The organism is Streptococcus sanguinis (assembly GCF_050225395.1).
Lineage (GTDB): Bacteria > Bacillota > Bacilli > Lactobacillales > Streptococcaceae > Streptococcus.
In genome coordinates this window covers 811,163-832,974 of the sequence record NZ_CP071431.1, presented here as the reverse complement: position 1 = coordinate 832,974, position 21,812 = coordinate 811,163, and the positions used below count along the sequence as shown (strand labels likewise).

Sequence of the window (21,812 nt, the reverse complement as noted above, 5' to 3'; positions counted from 1 at the left end):
AAGCAGCATGATACCTTTTCCTTTCCAAAGATATACAGTCTCTATTATAACAAAAAACAGGCGCAAACGCACCTGCTGACAGTGATTTCTATTCCTTATCCGGAATTACTTTAAACAAATAATAGGTGATAAAAACGGTCAGACCCAACAGTCCAATCTTAACCCAAATAATAGGTGCTAGAAAAATGGAAATCCCCATCAAGATATAGATGGAAACGATAATCTTTTTCTTTCGCTCCTTGGCAATCGTTCCCGTCTCTCGAAAATCTGCCACATAGGTCTGATACATCTTTGTATGATAGAGCCAATTCTCAAAGCGCTTGGAACTGCGCGAAAAACAGGCAATGGACAAGAGAAGAAATGGCGTCGTTGGCAGGAGAGGTAGAAAAATCCCCAAAACTCCCAACCCTAAAGATAATAGACCTACCACAAAGTAAATTGGCCGCATACAAGCTCCTTTACAAAATAAAACCGTTGCTTTTTAAATATTTAATGGATACCGCACTAGAGCAAGAAAACCAAACCTTTCGGTCGGGTGTTTAAATACTCGTCAAAGGCGTCGCGGTATCAGGCGAGGTATCATAGACCTGGAAGTCGTGGCCAACCGCCATATCAGCTTGAGCCAGTTGATTGACCATGGTCATGTGAGCCAATTCCTTGATATTGTTTTCCTTACTGAGATGTCCTAGATAGATCCGCTTGGTACGATTGCCCAGAGTCCGAATCATGGTCTCCGCTCCGTCTTCATTGGACAAGTGACCCATATCCGACAGAATCCGTTGCTTAAGGCTCCAAGGATAGGCACCGCTGCGAAGAATTTCAATATCATGGTTGCTCTCAATCAAGTACCCGTCGGCATTTTCGATAATCCCAGCCATCCGGTCACTGACATAGCCTGTATCCGTCAGCATGACAAAACTCTTGTCATCTTTCATAAAGCGGTAAAATTGCGGACAGGCTGCGTCATGACTGACACCAAAGCTCTCCACATCCAAGTCTCCAAAGGTCTTGGTCTTGCCCAACTCAAAGATATGCTTTTGACTAGCATCCAGTTTGCCTAAGTCCTTTTCCATAGCCTTCCAAGTGGCCTCATTAGCATAAATATCCAGATGATACTTGCGAGCCAATACACCAACACCATGAATGTGGTCCTTATGCTCATGAGTCACTAAAATGGCATCCAAATCCTCAGGCTTGCGGCCAATTTCGCCTAGCAAGCTAGTGATTTTCTTGCCTGATAAGCCAGCGTCAACCAGAATCCGCTTTTGATCTGTTTCCAGATAGAAACAGTTACCGCTTGATCCTGACGCTAGAATACTGTATTGAAATCCTTTAGTCATGTTTACTTTCTATATATCATCTTCATTATCCCAGTCGTCATCCCGGACACCATCATTCTCATAAGGCAAGACAATGGTAAAGGTCGAGCCCACACCATACTCACTCTTAGCCCAGATAAAGCCCTGATGCTGCTTGATAATTTCCTTGGCAATAGCTAGCCCCAGACCTGTTCCACCCTGTGCGCGGCTGCGTGCCTTGTCCACTCGATAAAAGCGGTCAAAAATCTTAGGCAGGTCCTGCTTGGGAATCCCCAGTCCCTCATCCGCAATCGAGAGAATCAACTGCTCATCCGTTGTCTTGATGGAAACAGTAATGGTTCCACCATCCGGCGAATACTTGATGGCATTGTTCATGATATTATCAATGACCTGGGTCAGCTTATCTGTATCAATCTCTACCCAAATCGGTGTTATCGGATAATCACGGATAATCTCATATTTTTTAGTTTCATCTTGATTTTTTATCTTATCAAAGCGATTGAGGATAAAGGTGATAAAGGCCGTGAAATTCGTCAGCTCCACTTCCAGATGACTGGTCTCGTTGTCAATGCGTGACAAGCTGAGCAAGTCCGTCACCATCCGCATCATGCGGTTGGTTTCATTGAGCGACACCTTGACAAAATCTGGTGCCACTGGCTCAGACAAGGCTCCCTCATCCAAGGCTTCCAGATAGGACTTAACACTGGTCAGCGGAGTCCGCAACTCATGGCTGACGTTGGAGACAAAGAGGCGACGCTCCCGCTCTTCCTTGTCCTGCTCTGTCGTATCATGCAAGACAGCTACCAAACCAGAAATGAAGCCCGACTCCCGCCTTACCAAAGCAAAGCGAACCCGCAAGCTCAAATACTCACCATTTTCATCCTGAGAATCTATCGTCAGCTCAGGTACATTGGTAATCAGGTCCCTCAAATCATACTCGTCTGAAATCGAAAGCAGATCCAAAATACTCATATTTTGGACCTCATCTCTCTTAACTCCCAACTGCTTGGTTGCCATATCGTTGATAGTGATAATCTGCCCCCGGCGGTTGGTCGCAAGCACGCCATCTGTCATATAGGACAGGATACTGGAAAGACGTTTAGTTTCTTGCTCAAGGTTTTCATGTGTCAGTCGAATGACCTCTGAAAGATCATTGATACTGTTGGTCATATCTGTGATTTCTGGACTCCCCTGCATGTCCAGCACCTCAGAATAGTCCCCTGCAATCAAATCTTTAACCTTTTGATTAAGCTGTACAAGCTTTTGATTATCCCGGCGATTTTCCAATAAAAGCAAGGCAACAACTACAATGAAGCCGATAATAATGATAGCAAAGACAAAATCCGCAGAAATCACAAATTGTTTAATTGCTTCAATCATTATTTCTCATATAATAGCCAACTCCGCGGCGAGTCAAGATATACTCAGGTCGGCTTGGCGTATCTTCAATCTTTTCACGCAGGCGGCGAATGGTCACATCCACTGTACGGACATCGCCAAAATAGTCATAGCCCCATACTGTTTCCAGCAAGTGCTCACGTGTCATCACCTGACCGATATGTGTCGCCAAATGATGAAGAAGTTCAAACTCGCGGTGGGTCAGCTCCAGCTCCTTGCCATGCTTCTTAGCAACAAAAGCATCTGGCAAAATCTGCAGTTCTCCAATGGTCAACTCGTTCGGGCCACTTTCTTCTACTTGGTTTTCCACAACAAGGTCTGCCCGACGAAGAAGTGCCTTGACACGCGCCTGCAACTCACGATTTGAGAAAGGCTTGGTCACATAGTCATCTGCACCGATTTCAAGGCCGATAACCTTGTCAAACTCACTGTCCTTAGCAGACAATACAATAATCGGCACATTGCTAGTCTTGCGAATAGTCCTAGCAACTTCCAGTCCGTCCACTTCTGGCAGCATCAAGTCCAGAATCAAGATGTCTGGCTGTTCTGCTTCAAACATTTCCAAGGCTTCCTTGCCATCAAAGGCAGTCAAAACCTCATAGCCTTCTTTGGCCATATTAAACTTAATAATATCTGAGATTGGTTTCTCATCATCTACAACTAATATTTTCTTCATATGTTCACCTTAACATAAGATTGGGATTGAATCAACTCCATGATAGAAAAGTTGTGACATAGTCAGCTAAGTCGTCCTGCATCAAAACGTGCAAAAGGCAATCTAGTTTGCCTAGCTAGACTCCCAATCCAATTTTATTTATTTATATAGTCTTATTATACCAAAGTTTTCTTAAAAAACACTAATTCAAGCCATTTTTATTCCACATTTGTAGAAAATGGACGATTCTCATCAAAAAAATTTCTCTCTGAATAAAAATAGTCATTTTTATTCAATTTGACAGTTTATTTATTCTATGGTAAAATCTATGTCATATTATCTAACACAAAGGAGAAAGATATGGCTTTAGTTGAATTCAAAAATGTCGAAAAGTATTACGGAGACTACCATGCTCTGCGCAATATCAATCTCAGTTTTGAAAAAGGGCAAGTAGTTGTACTGCTGGGACCATCTGGCTCAGGAAAATCTACTCTTATCCGTACAATCAACGCTTTAGAAGGTATTGACCAGGGAAGTCTGATTGTCAATGGCCACGAGGTCACGAACACTGCTGCCAAAGATCTGGTCAACTTACGCAAAGAAGTCGGAATGGTCTTTCAACATTTTAATCTTTACCCCCACAAAACGGTGTTAGAAAATGTTACCTTGGCGCCTATTAAAGTTCTAGGAATGGATAAACAAGAAGCTAAAAAAATCGCTCAAAAATATCTAGAATTTGTCAACATGTGGGACAAAAAAGACTCTTACCCAGGCATGCTGTCCGGTGGACAAAAGCAAAGGATTGCCATTGCCCGTGGTTTAGCCATGCACCCTGAGATCCTGCTCTTTGATGAACCTACTTCTGCCCTGGACCCTGAAACAATCGGTGATGTTCTGGCTGTTATGCAAAAATTAGCCAAAGACGGCATGAACATGATTGTGGTCACACACGAAATGGGCTTTGCCCGTGAGGTAGCTGACCGCATTATCTTCATGGCAGATGGTGAAGTGTTAGTGGATACTACTGATGTTGATGCTTTCTTTGACAATCCTACCGAACCTCGCGCTAAGCAGTTTCTCAGTAAAATTATCAACCATGAGAGTGATAACGTGCTTTCTTAAAAAGGAGAAGACCTATGAAATTACAAAAAATACTCATCAGCCTACTCTTACTCCTTCTGACTCTAGGCTTAATCCATGCCGCTCCCGCACAAGCCGATTCCAGTACCAGCCAACAGGTCAAAGCTATCCAGAAACGCGGAGTCCTCAATGTCGGTGTCAAGCAGGATGTACCTAATTTTGGTTACCTCAATCCTGATAGCAATACATACAGCGGTTTAGAAATCGATATTGCAAAGAAAATTGCTAAGGAACTAGGCGTCAAAATCAACTACCTCCCAGTTACCGCACAAACCCGCGGACCACTTCTGGACAACGGACAAGTTGACATGGTAATTGCGACCTTTACCATCACAGATGAGCGTAAGGAAATCTATAATTTTACAACCCCTTACTACACCGATGCTTCTGGTTTTCTAGTTAATAAATCCAGCAAAATTACAGACGTCAAGGACTTGAATAACAAGACTATCGGCGTCGTCCAAGGTTCTATTACTCAAACCTTGCTGGAAGAAATCGCTCAAGAGAAAAAACTCAACTTCAAATATGTGGAGTTAGGCTCCTACCCTGAACTTGCTGTTTCCTTGCGGGCTCACCGTATTGATGCCATTTCTGTTGACAAGTCCATCCTGACCGGCTATGTAAGTTCCAAGTCAAACATTCTGGATTACAGCTTCAAAAAAGCCGATTACGGTGTGGTAACAAAAAAATCCAACACTCAATTGAATGACTATGTAGATGGCCTAATCTCTAAATGGAAGGAAAACGGCAGTCTGCAGAAACTTTATGACAAATATGATTTAAAACCATCTGCTTCAACAGATGATTAGAAAGGAGACCCTATGAGTTTTAGTATTTCTTCTTGGCAGGCCTACTTTGCTGACTTTGGCAAGTTTTTCCAAGGATTCCTCTTTACCTTAGCCATTTCTATCGGTGCCCTGACCTTGGCTCTTCTACTAGGGATTTTCTTTGGAGCTATCAGCACAGGTAAGCATAAAGTTCTACGTAGTCTAGCTCGTATTTTTGTTGAGTTTTATCAGAATACACCACTCTTAGTGCAATTTGTGATTGTCTTTTACGGTCTTCCGCTAGTCAGCAATTACACCATCATGCCCTCAATCTATTGGACTGCGGTTCTCTGTGTAGGACTGTACCACGGTGCTTACATCGCCGAAGTCATCCGCTCAGGTATCCAGTCCATTCCTCGCGGGCAGACTGAAGCTGCACTATCTCAGGGATTTACCTATGTAGAAACTATGCGATACATCATCCTGCCCCAAGCTTTTCGGATTATCCTGCCACCGTTAATCAATCAAGTCGTCAATCTGATAAAAAATACTTCTACCGTCGCTATTATCTCTGGTATGGATCTGATGTTCGTGACCAAGTCCTGGTCTGCTCTGAACTCCAACTACATCCCAGCCTTTGCCGGAGCAGCTCTGCTCTACTTCCTCCTTTGCTTCCCAATCGCCAGCTGGGGACGTAAGGTAGAGGAAGCCAATAAACAAGCTTACAGCATCTAAGGAGGTCTCTATGGAAAATATTTTAAAAGTCTTCACCGCAACCAACCTCCTCTTTATCCTTAAGGGGCTCTGGCTGACGCTACAAATTTCTTTCATTTCCATTGTCCTATCCACGATTTTTGGAACTATTCTAGCAGTCATGAGAAACGGGAAAAATAAACTGCTCAAGCTGATTGCCAGCATTTACATCGAATTTGTCCGTAATGTACCCAATCTGCTCTGGATTTTCACTATCTTTTTAGTCTTTCAGATTAAGTCAACGCCAGCCGGTATCATCAGCTTCACTGTTTTTACTTCTGCTGCTTTGGCAGAAATTATCCGAGGTGGTCTCAATGCCATTGACCCAGGTCAGACTGAAGCTGGCTTATCTCAAGGATTTACTCAGTTTCAGATTTTGCGTTTTATCATCCTACCTCAGGCTATTCGGAAAATGCTGCCGGCCATCATTTCTCAGTTTGTAACAGTGATTAAGGATACCAGCCTGCTCTATTCTGTTATTGCGCTCCAAGAACTCTTTGGTTCTGCTCAAATTCTAATGGGACGCTATTTTGAAGCTGAACAGGTCTTCGCACTCTACCTACTGGTAGCAGCCATCTATTTCCTGATTAACTTCGCCATTTCCAGCTTCTCGCGCAAGCTATCCCAACGCTGGGCTCAAGCTGCAGAATAAGTAGCTTAAATACAGACCTACTGTTCAAAAGCTGAGTTTACCATCTCAGCTTTTTTATTTTTAATATTTGTGATAGAATAATATCAAAGGATAGACAAGGAGAACGATATGAAAAAACTAACATGGCTTTTCATCACTTTCTTATCACTAATCTTTCTCAGCGCCTGCGGTCAGCACGCTAGCTTTCAAGGAAAATGGAAGGCTCAGAAAGCAAACGGCGAGGACATTGACATTGTCTTTAATGGCAAAACAGGCAAGCTAGGCGATAAAGAATTTCACTATAAGATAGATAAGTCAGGCTATCAAGATAACACCAAATATTACAGTATTACTGTCAGCGACACCTATCACTACACCATCCTTTTCCCAGATGATGATATGAAAATAGCTACTCTTCTAGAACCTGATGACCCGTCTAGCGACCCTCTCTATGGGGAAATGCTCTATGCTATGAACCGAAATGAGTATCCTGATTTTGATGATTATGTGGATAAATACTTGAGTTAACAAAGACTTGACATCTTTTTTTAAACTCTACAAAGCCCTGTGACTGCAATCACAGGGCTATTTGAATCTATGAAATTTGTAAAGTTTATTTTTTATTTACTCTGTTTTTATTATCTTGAATAATAGATTTTATATTTTCGAATAATTTTTTAAAATTTTGAAAAGAAAAATCTTGATAATTATACATTATATGCTTCGAGAGATGGTTCTTACCGTAATTTTTTTCCTCAACAAAATTCTTGTCAGAAGAATTAAATTCTTTTCTTAGTATTCTATCTACTTTTTTTATATCATCTGATAATAACAACGATTCTATATCAGAATTATTAATACCCGACTCAGTATCAGGGATTAACATTAAATACAAATTATCTTTTATATGAATCCATTCCTTTTTTCTTAGTTCTTCTTTAAATTCTTCTTTTTTCTCATCACAAAACTTTGTTTCAAAATTTTTTATTTCATTTTTTATTTCACTAGATGTCTTCCCATCTTGTTTCAAGTTCTGAATTTTTTTACGTTTGCTTTCTTCATATTCTTTTTCAAATATCTTTTTAACCATTCTTTTGTATTTTATCAAGAAATTGCTTAATTGGCCGGTCTGGTTCATCTAATTCATTATCAAAAAGCATAATAACAGGAGATTTATATGGAGAACCTATCCTTTTAAAATAATTATAAATATCACCAAAATTTTTATTATTTAAAAGGTTATTATTCAAATATAAATTCCAAATCTTTTCAAAAATCGACCCACCATGTTTATTTAATCCCAAATATTTTTCAAGTACAGTAGATTTTTTTAAAAAAGTAATGCTGTATTCGGCTTTTCCATCATTTTCAAGATTTATAAGTTCTGGAAATTTTTTATTCAATTTTTTTAGGGAAGCTCTGATATAACGTATATCTGTTTTCCCTTCAGTAACAAGCATTGGTCTATCAATACCATAAAAATATTTGTAGAATAGAAAACGTTGAAATGTTTTTTCTCTTGTAGAAAAAATATTTCTTTCTAGTCCTAGTATATTATCACTATACTGATCCACTTGATTAATAAAAGCAAATCGTCCACTTAAAATTTTTATCGGATTATCGACTTTTTCTTTATTTACATAAACTTCCCTACCTATATATAATTGATGTGCCATTCCTCTTGTTGCTTTATAATATTTTTTTGAAACACTGATCCTTTTATTTACTATTAGGCCTGTCACCGTCTGTCTAGAATACCAGTAACATATTCTCGATTTTTTATCATTAACAGTAAATCCTGCATCTTCCACAATAATATTTAGTTCATGCAAAAAATCTTTTACTCTAGCAAAACAATCATCATCATTTGTCGAAAAAGTCATATCATCCGCATATCTGGTATATTTTAATCGAAATTTTTTACAAAGTTTTCTAATACGAGAATCTAGAATTCTACCAATCATATTTGTTAATATTGGTGAACTAGGCGCACCTTGAGGTAATTTTGATTTATAACAAACCAAATTAGCTAACGTCATTGCGATTTCTCTGGACAATAAAAAATCTTTATGGTGTTCAAAATATCCTCGAACTCTGTAGAATGTAAAACTATCAAAAAAATCTTTTAAATCAATATTAATGATATATTTTTTCTTTCTATGTAAAGCCGCATTCGTAAGAATACTTTTTCCTTTCTAAAAACCCTGAATAGTATTATTTTGAAATCTATAATTCTTTTTTAATTCTAATGTTAATCTATAATCACTATTATAGTCTTCAATGGTTTCTGTGAATGAAATATATCTTTGTTTTTCCTCTCTAATCATTTTATTTTTTTTTATATATTGTTCTTCTTTTTCATGATTTATCCATAGTTGCTCACGCCACAAAAGTTCTGATATTCTTTTTTGAATACTCTTTAAAGGCTCTTGCGGTGCACATATTTGTCTTTCAGAACCGTCTTTCTTAGGAATTGCATAGACCTTATAAAGTTTTTCACGATATTCCCGATTTAATAAACTATTCAAAGTATTCCTATCAATCCCTAACAATTTAGATAGTTGGTTTAAATTTTTAATTTCTTTCAATCTCATGATGTGCTCCTGAGAGTATAATAAAAACATATAACTACTCACTATGCGAGACTTGTTGAGCATTTTCTGAACAAGCTTCTCAACAGGCGAAATCTTAAACTAGTTACCCAGTTGACTTCATCACAATTTGCGGATACACAAACAATAAATTCTAGTTATATGTCACAAAAATTATATCATATAATTTAATAAAAGAGAAGTCCTTGTTGAACTTCTCTAACCTAATTTATATCTCTAAACGCGTGATTTGTTGGCAATATCTGCTAGGATCTGCTCTACAAATTCGTCTACTGGTATTGTATGTGTTTCTTTTTGACCGTAGCGGCGGACATTAACAGTACTATCTTCTACTTCCTTGTCACCAACGATGAGCTGATAAGGAATCTTGCTAGTTTGCGAAGCACGAATCTTGTACTGCATCTTTTCATTACGCTCATCCACATCAGCACGGACACCCTTGTCGCGCAGTTTTTTAGCCACTTGCCAAGCGTAGTCAATATGGGCTTCATTGGAAACCGGAATCAAGGTCACTTGATGCGGAGCCAGCCAAGTCGGGAAGGCACCCTTGTAATTTTCAATCAAGATGGCTGTGAAGCGCTCCATGGTTGAGATAACTCCACGGTGAATCATAACTGGGCGATGTTCTTCACCGTCAGCTCCGACATACTTGAGGTCAAAGCGCTCTGGCAAGAGGAAGTCCAGCTGGATAGTTGACAAAGTTTCTTCATTTCCTAGGGCTGTTTTAACCTGGATATCGAGTTTCGGACCGTAGAAGGCTGCTTCTCCTTCTGCTTCAAAATAGTCCACACCCATTTCGTCCAAGGCTGCTCGCAGCATGGTTTGGGCATTTTCCCACATCTCATCGTTATCAAAATACTTATGCGTATCCTGAGGGTCACGAAGAGACAGGCGGAAACGATATTCTGTCAAGTTAAAGTCAGCGTAAACGTCGATAATCAACTGCAGCGCACGCTGGAATTCTTCCTGGATTTGCTCTGGCGTTACAAAGAGGTGGCCATCGTTCAAGGACATTTCACGCACCCGTTGAAGACCAGTCAGGGCACCAGATTTTTCGTAGCGGTGCATCATGCCAATCTCAGCAATACGGATTGGCAGTTCACGGTAAGAGTGAACGTGGTGTTTGTAGACTTGGATGTGGTGAGGACAGTTCATGGGACGAAGAACAAACTCTTCTCCATCACCCATATCCATGGTCGGGAACATATCCTCTTGGTAGTGCTCCCAGTGGCCAGAAGTCTTATAAAGCTCCACAGAAGCCAAAGGCGGAGTGTAGACGTGTTGGTAGCCGGAAGCCAACTCTTTATCAACGATGTAGCGCTCCAACTCGCGACGTACAGTCGCACCATTTGGCAGCCAGAATGGCAAACCTTGACCCACTTCTTGTGAAATCATGAAGAGATCCAGCTCTTTACCTAACTTACGGTGGTCACGTTCTTTGGCTTCCTCCCGCATTTGCAGATATTTCTTCAGGTCTTTCTTGTCAAACCAAGCAGTACCATAAATCCGCTGCATCATAGCATTGTCGCTGTTCCCGCGCCAGTATGCACCGGCCACGTTCAAGAGATGGAAGATTTGGATGCGACCTGTAGATGGGACATGAGGCCCACGGCAGAGATCCACATATTCACCCTGACGGTAGATGGTCAAACCGCCCTCGTCTTCTGAGTGCTCTTCAATCAATTCTAACTTATAAGGATCGTTTTTGAAAATTTCACGCGCCTCATCCTTGGTCACTTCCTCACGGATGGATGGGAAATTTTCTTTGACGATTTTCTTCATTTCTTCTTCGATACGAGGCAGGTCTTCATTTGAAATTTGCCCTACTTCATTGTCCGTATCATAGTAGAAACCGTCCTGAATAGCAGGACCAACGCCCAAGTGAATATCTGGGAAGAGACGGCGAGCTGCTTGCGCAAACAGGTGGGCCGCAGAGTGACGCAAGATGTCTAAAGCATCTTCGTGGTCAGGTGTCACGATTTCAATGGCACCATCTTCAGTGATGGCACGAGTCGTATCAATCAATTTGCCGTTGAATTTACCAGCCAAAGCTTTTTTAGCTAGGGAATTGCTGATAGATTGGGCAATTTCAAAAGTTGTAACGCTAGATTCGAATTCACGAACAGCGCCATCTGGGAAAGTAATCTTAATCATGTGTTTTCTCCTTTAATATTATATTGTTTCTGTTAAGCAATTTAAAGATTCGAGCAATCTCTTCCACAGTCTGCTTTTCTGACTGACTACCATCTGTTATGAGGCTAGGATAGCCTAATTTCATCGCTTCCTTACGAACCATTTGGGCAAAAAGAATGTCTCGCTGCATCCAGTTTTCAAAAGCTTGCTCAGGATTGGTTGTTCCCTCTAAGACATAAGGAACCCATTCTCTCTGTCTATAATGCTTTTTCTGAAAATCAGCTGTCGGAGTCAAGCATAGATAAGAAGGCGCTGGCCATTCAAGCTCCTTTACCAAGTGAGGCAAAAGTCCTGCTCCCTCCACCAAGAGAGGTCTATCTTGATTTTTTATCAAGTAAGATTTTACATAAGGAAAAATCTCTTCATAAAAGCGCCATTCTTCATCTGCCATCTCTTCTGGATTTCTCATCCAGATTTGTTCCGGATTTCTGTCCTGTCTAAGAAGGCAAATCGGCTGTGAATCTGCACTTGCTTGACTCATCATCTCGTCTACCAAATCATCCAGTTTGATATGAAGTAGTTGATACTGTCTAGCAAGAAGTGAAGCAATTGTTGACTTCCCACTACAAGGCGATCCGCCAATCATATAAAGCACCATTCTTCCTCCTTCTGACAAAAGAAAAACGACATCCATAAAAGGACGTCGCAACGTGGTTCCACCTTCATTTATGCAAGTCAAAAGACTTACACCTCGAATCGGCTCTAACGTAGCCACCGTTTTATGTTTGCATAAAAGCTGATAGAGTAGTCCCAACTGCATCCTCTACGCGATTTCCAGCTCCACGCGCTCTCTAAAAGATTTCCTGCAGGTGATATGTCTCTAGAAAACATTATAGCACGATTGGAAAAATTTGCAAGAGCTATTGACCATCAAAACCAGAAAAATGATTTAGAGCCTCTTGACTCAAAGTGGCAGCTTGACGTTTTTTACGGTATTGCTCTGCCAACAGCATTCCTCCCAAAGAAAGGAATAACAAGACATGAATATCTCTAGCATTATAAAACGTGGAAGTGATTGGATTATAAATCTTATCTCCTGAGTAAAAAAGTCCGTCAAAAAAGTTTTTGAATAGATAATAATACTGAACCCCTGGAATCAAAAGAAGAAAGGGCAGTGAAAAACCTTGCATCCGAGTATTTATATAAACAATCACTGCGCCAATCAAAGGAAGCAGCACAGCATAATAAAATAAATTAAGATTAGAAAGCCAGTTCAAAACACTTTCTACACTTTCTGTATTGTCTATAAGATATCTCCAAAGCTCTTGCCAAATCCAATCTGAAGCAATGAAAATGCCATAGAAAAAAAGCAACAAAGGCAGCTGTTTGAGATATTTTTTCATAAGATTTCTCCTCTATTTCTAAACAAAACCTTGCATAAATAGCTATTGCCGCAATGATGCAAGGCATGTTTCTATTCTAATAATTTAGTTATATTCCTGATTTTTTTCACTTGCTTACTCGAAGCTTTGAGGATACGAACGGAGCCGTTGATGGGTAGAGAAATGACCTTGCCGGGCAGATAGGCCACTGTCTTGGCCAGACGCTTGGCAGCACTTTCCTCTGGACTAAGCTCGTTGTGGAAGTCCTTGGAAATGGTTAAATCCAGATAAAACTCATAGACTCTGCGGCCAAAATTCTCTGCTGAAATTTCGTAGAGCTTGTCTGCTAACTTCTGCTCATCCATATCAGGCGTCGCAATAATTGCCTCTAAAATAGCGCCTGATAAATCCCGCTCTTGGTAATAAAGGGTCCCAAAAATCTTGTCACTGATAACATTATCCAGATAAGGATTACCATGGGCAATAATCGGTGTGCCGCTAGCTAAGCTTTCCAGATAAGTCAGACCTTGGGTCTCACTGGTTGAGGCAGAGATAAAGAAATCCGCAGCTTTATAGTAAAGGGCCGTATCACTAGGAGCAATCATCCCTGTAAAAATGACAGCTTCTTCAATCTGAAGCTTGGCAACCAGTTCTTTCAAGTCTTCCGCATAAGGACCGTCACCGACAATGACTAGCTTGACTTTGTCATTTTCTTCAAGGACGGCAGGCATCGCTTCAACGATAGCCTGAATATTCTTTTCATAAGAAATACGGGACAGACTGAGCAGCATAATCTCATCTTCAGCCAGTCCTAGCTTGAAACGGAGTTTCTTGATATCCTCACGCGAAATTTCCGGCCGCTCAAACTTCGCCAGCTCAATCCCTGTCGGAATCACCCGTTTTTCTGCTTCGATTTTATAATTAACCAAGAGGTCATAAACAATCTCGCTAGGGCAGATAACCCCATCCAAGTCACTCATGAAGCCACGGACGATGTACTTGACCATGCTAGGACGGATGACCATCCCCTTGGCAATATAGTGCACATAATCTTCATACTGGGTATGGTAGGTATGTACTACCGGAATCCGCAGCTCTTTGGCAATCCAAATCCCCAGTAGCCCTAGTGAAAATTCAGTCTGGGTATGGATAATATCCAGCTGGTACTGACGGGCAATTTCTAAGGCATGAGAAAAGCCTCGATAAGCCACTCTTCGGTCCTTAAAGGCAAAGAAAGGTACGCTGGGAATCCGAATAATCTGCCAATCTTCATAACGATTGACATCCTTGTCCGTCGTCGTAAAAATAAATACCGTGTGACCTAATTTTTCCAGCTCCGTCTTCAAAGTCCGAATACTGGTAGCAACCCCAGAGACCTGAGGAAAATAGGTATCTGTAAAAAGACCAATACGCATCTTACATCTCCAAAACTGTTTGATAAGCCTTGACTAACTGATCTGCAACATCGTCAATAGACCGGCTTTTAGCTACCTGATAGCCTGCTTCGCGCTTGTCCACCTTTTTATCCAAGATATTTCTCAGAGACTGGACAAACTCGTCTACGTTATGACAGAGCTCGGCTGAGCGCTCATCCACCCAGCCCTGATAGACTGGAATATCACGCAGCACAACATTCTGCTCACTGGCCAAGGCTTCTAGGACAACAATTCCTTCAGTTTCCTCATAGGACGGGAAAAAGAAAGCATCTGCTCCTGACATGGCTCCCTGGAAAACAGCTCCCTTAAAATAGCCAGGGAATTCGACATTATCAGGGTGGTCAAAGAGAACCAGACGACGAATCTTACGCGGAATCAACCAGAGATTAATAGAGCCCAGCCAGATAAAGCGCACATCAGGCATCCTGCGAGCAACCTCTACAAAATCCTCAATCCCCTTGCGGCGGAAATAAAGGCCAGCACAGACGACCACCTTCTGCCCTTCTTCAATCTTGAAGTACTTTTTAAAAACCTCTTCCTTGTGAGCATCTTTCTTATATTTTGGTAAGTCAATACCGTTTGACACAGCCACCATGGGTGTAGTGACCCCATAAGACTGGATCAGCTGCTTGGAATACTCCGAAGGCGTGATAATGAAATCCGCCTTTTTATACATGTGAGTTAGGTATTTACCAAAAAGCGGAGCAAAGAGATTGGAACCAATAAAGGAATTTTCAAAGTCCTCCTTGGTCGAATGCCCATGCATAATCACTTTTTTATTGCCCCTCTTGGCAGCATGCAGAAGAAGCAAGCTACGGGGACCATAGGTATTGATGTGGACCACATCATAATCTCCTAAAACGTCAGTCGTATAAGGAATCCCAGCCAAATCCAAGGCATGCATCTGATGCTGGAGGGCTCGGCCGATTCCTGATTTCTCCAAAACGGACTTTCCTTCAAGATACAGTAATACTTTCATACTTCCTATTATACCGAAAATCAAATAAAAAGGAAAACCACAAGGGCAAATGAGGTAAAAAATCCATCCAAAGCCTGATAAGGCTTAGAAAAGTACCCCTAGCTAAACGGAAACACAAAAAAGCTGAGGTACTACACCTCAGCCTCGCTTCATAGTCATGAAACTCCATTAAAGCAGTCATTGACTTAGTCTCTTCACTCGATTTTAAAGTTCAGAGAAATTCCTAATCAGACTTGCAGATCACCGATTATTTTCGAGTTGATTTCCGCTCGCTAATTCTGTGAGCTAGGAGAACTTCGCGTTCTTCCAATTCTTCCTTATGCATAATCTTAGTCAGCATGCGCATACTGATAGCGCCGATGTCATAAAGAGGCTGACCGATTGTGGAAAGGTTAGGACGAGTGAAACGAGCTACTTGCGAATCATCACTGGTAATGATTTCAAAATCTTCTGGAACCTTGATTCCTTGATCAGATAGACCATTTAAGAGGCCTGCTGCCAACTCATCTCCTGTGACAAAAGCTGCAGTTGCTTTGGAAGCAATGACACGCTCTGCCAAGTGGTAGCCATCATCATAAGAATATTTCGATTCAAAAACCAAGCCTTCGCTGTATGAAAGCTTCTTATTCTTCAAGCCATCTTTATAGCCTGATAGACGGATTTTCCCGTTGATATCATCTACAAGCGGTCCGCTGACAAAGGCAATTTTCTTATTGCGCTTAGCCAGTAATTCTACAGCATCAACCGTTGCTTGCTTGTAGTCAATATTAACGCTCGGAAGCTGATGCTCCACATCGACAGTACCCGCCAAAACGACCGGTGTACGCGAACGTGAAAACTCTGAGCGAATTTTCTCTGTCAGATGATAGCCCATGAAAATAATGCCATCCACCTGTTTAGAAAAGAGAGTATTGACAACGGATACTTCCTTATCATCACCCTCATCACTGTTAGCCAAGACAATGTTGTATTTATACATTTCGGCAATATCATCAATCCCTTTTGCCAGGGTTGAGAAATAGCTATTGGTAATATTAGGAATGACAACGCCGACGGTTGTAGTCTTCTTGCTGGCTAGTCCACGTGCTACTGCATTTGGACGATAGTCAAGACGATCAATGACCTCTAAAACTTTTTTACGTGTGTTTTCTTTGACGTTCTTGTTTCCATTCACTACCCGACTGACTGTCGCCATCGAAACTCCCGCTTCACGGGCGACATCATAAATGGTTACTGTGTCGTCTGTGTTCATATAGTTTCCTTTCTTCTATTGAAAATATCGTTTTCACTTTCCTACATTCACCATTTTATCACTTCTTGTAAACACTTTCAAGTATTTTGATAAGTTTTTGAAAAGTCTTGCTTTTTTTGACATTTTTTGCCAAAATAGAGGCATAGAAAGAAGGTTGTGACCATGACAAAAATTCAACAAATCACCCACTATCTCGAGAATGAGAAGCTAGATGCTGCTGTCCTGTCTGATCCAGTCACTATCAATTATCTGACTGGTTTCTACAGCGACCCGCATGAGCGGCAAATGTTTTTGTTTGTCTATCCTAACCATGAGCCCCTGCTCTTTGTGCCTGCTCTAGAAGTTGAGCGTGCTTCAGGAGCTGTTCCCTTTTCAGTCCTTGGCTATATGGACTCCGAAAATCCTTGGCATAAGATTAAAGCTGCCCTGCCGGCTCACTCCTTCAAGACTGTCGCTCTTGAGTTTGATAATTTGATTTTGACCAAATATCATGGATTGAAAACTGTCTTTGATAGTGCAGAATTTACCAACCTGACTCCTTACGTCAACCGCTTGCGCCTGATTAAGTCTGCCGACGAAATCCAGAAAATGCTGGTAGCTGGCCAATATGCTGACAAGGCTGTTAATATCGGTTTTGACAATATCTCACTGGACAATACTGAAACAGATATCATCGCTCAGATTGACTTTGCCATCAAGCGAGAAGGCTATGAGATGAGCTTTGAAACTATGGTGCTGACGGGAAATAATGCAGCTAATCCGCACGGCATTCCCGGTGCCAATAAAGTCGAAAATAACGCCCTCCTGCTCTTTGACCTTGGCTGCATGGTTAATGGCTACGCTAGCGATATGACGCGGACTGTTGCTGTTGGCCAGCCAGACCAATTCAAAAAAGATATCTACCATCTGACATTGGAAGCCCAGCAAGCTGCTCTTGACTTTATTAAGCCAGGTGTCACAGCTCATGAAGTAGATCGCGCCGCTCGGCAAGTCATCGAAAAAGCGGGCTACGGTGAGTATTTCAATCACCGCCTCGGCCACGGTATTGGTATGGATGTTCACGAATTTCCATCCATCATGGAGGGCAACGACATGGTCATCGAAGAAGGCATGTGCTTCTCTGTTGAGCCTGGTATTTACATCCCTAGCAAGGTCGGTGTCCGCATCGAAGACTGCGGCCATGTCACTAAGAATGGTTTTGAACTCTTCACCGAAACTAGCAAGGACTTGCTGTATTTTGAATAGAATTTTATAAGCCTATATTATGTCTTGAATGATTATTGGGCTTGGCAAAGGACTTCTGGTTCTTTAAGCTATCATTATTGGACATCGTTATAGCTGTCTTAGTCCTTACGCATTTATAATTTCAAAAAACGATAGAAAAGTTTCTGTCGTTTTTTCTTGTCTCCTAATAATTATACCAAGTCATTTAGGTTCATCTGCTTTTCCTCCAATGAAATCGTCTCTCGAGACGTTCCGAAAAACTCAATGGCTCCTCACTAACCAGTTTTTACACTAGCAAGATGATTTCATCACTGAGAAGAGAAAGCGTTACAAATCCTTATCATATCAGAGGTTTTTATCCCATCTTGCCCTTCTGATTTAAAAATGTTATAATTTTTTATGAAAAAATTGTCTAAAAATTCTAATCTTTGCTGTTAAGGAGGTCTGGATGCTCTTTAAAAAGTCAGAAAATCACGGATTTTCTCGCTATATCTGCCTGCTCTTGATTCTCATCATTTTTCTGGCTTGTTCTCTCTTTTTAGCTGTCTCCTTGGGATCGGTCACTATTAATATACAGGATACTTACCAGATTATTTTCAGCAAGCTCGGCTTTTCCCTTGACACAGGCAAACTATCGCCGTCTACAATCGCGATTGTTTGGAACATGCGGGTTCCAAGAGTGCTTTTGGGAATCCTAGCTGGTGCTGGGCTATCTGTCTGTGGCAGCGTCATGCAATCTACTGTCAATAATCCCATCGCAGAGCCTTATATCCTGGGAATTTCAGCCGGTGCAACTTTCGGAGCCACACTAAGCATTATCTTAGGGCTCAAATCCATTACTGGCGCAGGCGCCTTTATAGGAGCCATTCTGGCATCAGCTGTGGTCCTTTTTATAGCATCCATGCAGGGAAAAATGACGACAAGCAGTCTGATTTTATCAGGAACAGTTGTAAATGCCCTTTTTATTGCCTTTTCCAACTTTATCATTTCTGTCGGTGCTAATGCTGACAGCCTTATGACAATCAAGTTCTGGACTATGGGCTCACTGGCCGGAACTTCTTGGTCAGATCTTACCTTGCCAGCTCTTGTTGTTGGTCTCTCCTTTTTGTTTTTCTGTTCCCAGTATCGTATTTTCAATACCATGATGATGGGGGACGAAGCAGCTTTGACACTGGGGGTACCTCTGCATTTTTACTGGTTCCTTTATATCACAGTTGTCGCAATAATGACTGCGGTGCTGGTTGCCTGCTGCGGCATTATCGGCTTCGTCGGACTAATCACTCCGCACATTGCTCGAAGATTAGTCGGTACCAACTACAAAAGGCTCTTTCCTATCGCTACCCTGCTCGGCTCTCTCTTTCTTGTCTGGGCAGATGTTTTAGCTCGAATTTTGGTCAAAAATGCCGAGCTGCCGATTGGGATCTTTACCGCTTTGGTTGGCGCACCCTTCTTTATCTACATTGTAGCCAAAAGCCGAAAGGAGGTAAGCAGCTGATATGGATCTAACTTGCCAAAATATCCACTATTCTATTGGTCCAAAAAAGATTTTAAAAGGGATTTCGCTCAAGGTCGAGGGAAATCAGTTTCATACCATTTTAGGGCCAAACGGAAGCGGCAAAACTAGTCTGCTCAAAACCATCTACCGCCAAATCAAACCCGACAGCGGGGACATTTATCTAAACAGTAGGCCACTTGAACAGGTCAGCATAAAAAAAGCAGCCCAGAAAATAGCCGTTGTAACTCAGTTTAACCATCTTCAGTTTGACTGCACTGTCCAAGAAATCGTCATGCTGGGCAGGACGCCGCATCTGTCCCTTTTTCAAAAAGAGAGCGAAAAAGACTATGCCCTCGTCCGTCATGCCTTGAGACAGGTGGACATGCTAGACAAGAGAGACAGAGTCTATCTATCCTTGTCTGGTGGAGAGAAGCAAAGAGTCCTTCTGGCACGCGCTTTGGCTCAGCAGCCAAGCCTACTGCTCCTAGACGAGCCAACCAATCATCTGGATATCAAATACCAGCTGGATATGCTACGTATCGTGAAAGACCTGAACATCAATGTTTTGGCTGTTTTACACGATATCCAACTGGCTTGTCGGTATTCAGACTATTTGTACCTCATGAAAGGAGGTGAGATTGCATACCAAGGTGCTCCAAAGGAGGCCATCACCCATGATTCACTGCAAGCCGTTTACGGTATTCAGAGCAAAGTGATCTGGACCAAGGATCGACAGGCCATGATTCAGTATCTATAAGAGCCTGCTCTCAGCTTTATCTATACAAGCTCCAAGCCCAAGAAAGGAAGGCAATATGAAAAAAACACTCAGTATCTTACTCGTCGCAACTGCTGCACTGACAATGGCAGCCTGCAATTCTTCATCTAAAGAAAGTACGAAAGAAAGCTCAACTTCACAATCTTCCTCCAAAACAGAAAGCGCGAAAAAGAGCACAGCAGAGACAAAATATCCCGTGACAATCAAAACTTACGATGCCGAAGGCAAGGAGATTGATCAGGTCTTTGAAAAGGCACCGGAAAAGGTCATCACCAACAACCTTTCAACGACCGAAATCTTGATTGAACTAGGATTGAAAGACAAGATTGCCGGTATGCTCAATCCAGACAACGATGTCACAGATAAATACAAGGCTGATATTGCAACCATTCCGCAAGTCGGCGACAAGAAAACCGTATCACAGGAAACTGTGCTATCCTATGAGCCAGACGCTCTTCTTGGACGAAACATGATGTTTTCTGAGAAGTCTCTGGGGACAGTCAGTGCCTGGAATGAAAACAAAATCCCTGTCTACACACAGAAGGCTTCCCTGTCTAATATCAAGCAAGACCTAGGCAATATCGTTGAAGATGTCAAGAATATAGGAACCATCTTTAATGTTCAAGACAAGGCTAATCAATATGCTGACCAGCTGCAGACAAGAATTGACAGTGTCAAGAAGACCAATAAGACCAGCCAAGGCGAAAAGAAAAAAGCGCTCATCATGTGTGCCTACAACGATGAGACTTTCGGTGCCTATAAATCTGCCCTGCAGGAGAGCCTGCTTAACCAGCTCGGCTATACCAATGTAGCGACTGGAACCTCTGACCTAACCTTGGAAAATCTGGTTTCTATGGATCCAGAAGTCATCATCTACGTAACCAGCGACCGCAACAAGGCCATGGATGAACAAGCAGTTGATCTAATGAAGGCCAATCCCGTTCTGGAAGATGTCCCAGCTGTCAAAAATCAGAAAATCATGACCATCTCCTATGATGAGTTCATGGATTATGGTCCTGCTGTAATCGACTCACTCGAGAAAATCAATGACTTTGTCAATAAATAAGACCTTTGTCTGGGAGGGTATCACTGTCAATATTGCCCTGCCCCAAGATTATGACAAATCACAACCTTATCCAGCAATCTTGCTAAATGATGGACAGATAAACTACCTGAGCAGGCTTTCTTCATCGGTAATCTTGATCGGACTGATATCGAACAACAGGCTGGACGATTATACCCCCTGGAAAGCCAATGCTCTAAAGCCTGGCAATCCTGATTTTGGCGGCAGAGCAGATAGTTACCATCAGAAACTATTCAACCGTATATTAGCAGAAGTAAGACAGCACTACCTACTAGATGACAAGAGAATTGCCTATGGTGGCTACTCTCTCGGTGGACTAGCGGCTGCTTACAGTCTCTATAGTGTCTGCGAAGTTCCCTGTGTCTTTTCTATCTGCGGTTCCTTTTGGTACCCAGGTTTCACCGACTATTGTCGGACACAGGACTTGAAAAACAAGGACTGTCTGGTTTATTTGCAGAATGGAAGGACAGAAGGTGCGAATCGCTCGAACCGACTTTCCAAGGCTCCTTTCTATGCTGAAGAAATTCATCAATTGATTCAGAAAGAAATCCTTACCACCTACTCCGTCTTTGACCCTTACGGGCATCATGAAGCTCTCAAAGAGCGCTATGCTGCCTTTGCCGACTGGCTGGCCACACAATGGCATATCGACTAACAAAAACCCCTTTGTCACTCACAGCAGCTGACAAGGGGGATTTTAAGTTTATTAATACAAGCAAAAGACTCTCACCAGTAAAATGGTAAAAGTCTTGAGTAGAAAGATTTATTCAGTTTTCT

Annotated in this window: 23 protein-coding genes; 10 read left to right on the top strand and 13 right to left on the bottom strand. The window is 41.7% G+C overall.

What is annotated here, in order from left to right:
- Positions 1-88: 88 nt before the first annotated feature.
- From J1C81_RS04250 to yycF, 4 genes are all read right to left on the bottom strand, one after another.
- Entirely contained in the window at positions 89-448 is a 360-nt protein-coding gene (locus tag J1C81_RS04250) for a YbaN family protein (protein WP_002903152.1), read from the bottom strand.
- A 91-nt stretch (positions 449-539) separates the two neighbouring features.
- Positions 540-1,340, bottom strand: a complete 801-nt coding sequence (locus J1C81_RS04245) for an MBL fold metallo-hydrolase (RefSeq protein ID WP_002914756.1) — start codon at positions 1,338-1,340, stop codon at positions 540-542.
- A gap of 9 nt (positions 1,341-1,349) precedes the next feature.
- The gene (gene vicK, locus J1C81_RS04240) at positions 1,350-2,699 is read right to left on the bottom strand and encodes a cell wall metabolism sensor histidine kinase VicK (RefSeq protein WP_002899938.1); all 1,350 of its coding nucleotides are present in this window, start codon (positions 2,697-2,699) and stop codon (positions 1,350-1,352) included.
- Positions 2,692-3,393 (bottom strand): response regulator YycF, encoded by a 702-nt coding sequence (yycF, locus tag J1C81_RS04235; protein WP_002894937.1) that lies wholly within the window; start codon positions 3,391-3,393, stop codon positions 2,692-2,694. The genes vicK and yycF overlap by 8 nt, the downstream gene beginning before the upstream one ends.
- 339 nt (positions 3,394-3,732) lie before the next feature.
- Between yycF and J1C81_RS04230 the strand changes: the two genes are divergently transcribed.
- The 5 genes from J1C81_RS04230 (at position 3,733) to J1C81_RS04210 (ending at position 7,191) form a co-directional block, all read left to right on the top strand.
- Positions 3,733-4,494: an amino acid ABC transporter ATP-binding protein gene (locus tag J1C81_RS04230; RefSeq protein ID WP_002914755.1), complete on the top strand. Its 762-nt coding sequence runs from the start codon at positions 3,733-3,735 to the stop codon at positions 4,492-4,494.
- Positions 4,495-4,508: 14 nt separating this feature from the next.
- Complete coding sequence (locus tag J1C81_RS04225) at positions 4,509-5,321, top strand: transporter substrate-binding domain-containing protein (RefSeq protein ID WP_002914754.1); 813 nt, start codon at positions 4,509-4,511, stop codon at positions 5,319-5,321.
- 12 nt (positions 5,322-5,333) lie between these two features.
- The gene (locus J1C81_RS04220; RefSeq protein WP_002914753.1) at positions 5,334-6,014 is read left to right on the top strand and encodes an amino acid ABC transporter permease; all 681 of its coding nucleotides are present in this window, start codon (positions 5,334-5,336) and stop codon (positions 6,012-6,014) included.
- 10 nt (positions 6,015-6,024) lie between these two features.
- Positions 6,025-6,684, top strand: coding sequence for an amino acid ABC transporter permease (locus J1C81_RS04215; protein ID WP_002914752.1), 660 nt, complete (start codon positions 6,025-6,027; stop codon positions 6,682-6,684).
- A 108-nt stretch (positions 6,685-6,792) separates the two neighbouring features.
- A complete protein-coding gene (locus J1C81_RS04210; protein WP_002914751.1) occupies positions 6,793-7,191 on the top strand; it encodes a hypothetical protein in 399 nt (132 codons plus the stop codon).
- An 85-nt stretch (positions 7,192-7,276) separates the two neighbouring features.
- Here the strand turns inward: J1C81_RS04210 and J1C81_RS04205 are convergent, their stop codons facing one another.
- The 9 genes from J1C81_RS04205 to ccpA all read right to left on the bottom strand — a co-directional run bounded on the left by J1C81_RS04205 (position 7,277) and on the right by ccpA (position 16,457).
- Positions 7,277-7,753: a hypothetical protein gene (locus J1C81_RS04205; RefSeq protein ID WP_427197491.1), complete on the bottom strand. Its 477-nt coding sequence runs from the start codon at positions 7,751-7,753 to the stop codon at positions 7,277-7,279.
- Positions 7,746-8,846 (bottom strand): reverse transcriptase domain-containing protein, encoded by a 1,101-nt coding sequence (locus J1C81_RS04200; protein WP_080556964.1) that lies wholly within the window; start codon positions 8,844-8,846, stop codon positions 7,746-7,748. Before J1C81_RS04200 ends, J1C81_RS04205 begins: the two co-directional genes overlap by 8 nt.
- A gap of 12 nt (positions 8,847-8,858) precedes the next feature.
- Complete coding sequence (locus J1C81_RS04195) at positions 8,859-9,257, bottom strand: hypothetical protein (RefSeq protein ID WP_427197490.1); 399 nt, start codon at positions 9,255-9,257, stop codon at positions 8,859-8,861.
- Between the two features lie 234 nt (positions 9,258-9,491).
- Positions 9,492-11,429 (bottom strand): threonine--tRNA ligase, encoded by a 1,938-nt coding sequence (gene thrS, locus J1C81_RS04190; RefSeq protein WP_002914746.1) that lies wholly within the window; start codon positions 11,427-11,429, stop codon positions 9,492-9,494.
- On the bottom strand, positions 11,422-12,066 hold the full coding sequence (locus J1C81_RS04185; RefSeq protein WP_032909689.1) for an ATPase AAA: 645 nt from the start codon (positions 12,064-12,066) through the stop codon (positions 11,422-11,424). The genes thrS and J1C81_RS04185 overlap by 8 nt, the downstream gene beginning before the upstream one ends.
- Before the next feature lie 262 nt (positions 12,067-12,328).
- Positions 12,329-12,811 carry a hypothetical protein gene (locus J1C81_RS04180; RefSeq protein ID WP_002914744.1) on the bottom strand — a complete coding sequence of 161 codons (483 nt, stop codon included), beginning with the start codon at positions 12,809-12,811 and terminating at the stop codon, positions 12,329-12,331.
- Positions 12,812-12,882: 71 nt separating this feature from the next.
- Positions 12,883-14,205: a glycosyltransferase family 4 protein gene (locus J1C81_RS04175; protein WP_002897194.1), complete on the bottom strand. Its 1,323-nt coding sequence runs from the start codon at positions 14,203-14,205 to the stop codon at positions 12,883-12,885.
- Position 14,206: 1 nt separating this feature from the next.
- Entirely contained in the window at positions 14,207-15,205 is a 999-nt protein-coding gene (locus tag J1C81_RS04170; protein WP_002914743.1) for a glycosyltransferase family 4 protein, read from the bottom strand.
- A 247-nt stretch (positions 15,206-15,452) separates the two neighbouring features.
- Positions 15,453-16,457 carry a catabolite control protein A gene (ccpA, locus tag J1C81_RS04165; RefSeq protein ID WP_002914741.1) on the bottom strand — a complete coding sequence of 335 codons (1,005 nt, stop codon included), beginning with the start codon at positions 16,455-16,457 and terminating at the stop codon, positions 15,453-15,455.
- A 162-nt stretch (positions 16,458-16,619) separates the two neighbouring features.
- On the opposite strand from ccpA, the gene J1C81_RS04160 reads away from it, so the two are divergent.
- The 5 genes from J1C81_RS04160 (at position 16,620) to J1C81_RS04140 (ending at position 21,690) form a co-directional block, all read left to right on the top strand.
- Positions 16,620-17,702 carry a M24 family metallopeptidase gene (locus tag J1C81_RS04160; protein ID WP_002914740.1) on the top strand — a complete coding sequence of 361 codons (1,083 nt, stop codon included), beginning with the start codon at positions 16,620-16,622 and terminating at the stop codon, positions 17,700-17,702.
- Positions 17,703-18,129: 427 nt separating this feature from the next.
- Complete coding sequence (locus J1C81_RS04155) at positions 18,130-19,176, top strand: FecCD family ABC transporter permease (RefSeq protein WP_002914739.1); 1,047 nt, start codon at positions 18,130-18,132, stop codon at positions 19,174-19,176.
- 1 nt (position 19,177) lies between these two features.
- Entirely contained in the window at positions 19,178-19,933 is a 756-nt protein-coding gene (locus J1C81_RS04150; protein ID WP_002914738.1) for an ABC transporter ATP-binding protein, read from the top strand.
- A gap of 55 nt (positions 19,934-19,988) precedes the next feature.
- Positions 19,989-21,017, top strand: a complete 1,029-nt coding sequence (locus J1C81_RS04145; protein ID WP_002914736.1) for an ABC transporter substrate-binding protein — start codon at positions 19,989-19,991, stop codon at positions 21,015-21,017.
- On the top strand, positions 20,998-21,690 hold the full coding sequence (locus tag J1C81_RS04140; RefSeq protein ID WP_002914735.1) for an alpha/beta hydrolase-fold protein: 693 nt from the start codon (positions 20,998-21,000) through the stop codon (positions 21,688-21,690). The genes J1C81_RS04145 and J1C81_RS04140 overlap by 20 nt, the downstream gene beginning before the upstream one ends.
- The last annotated feature ends 122 nt before the right edge of the window (positions 21,691-21,812 follow it).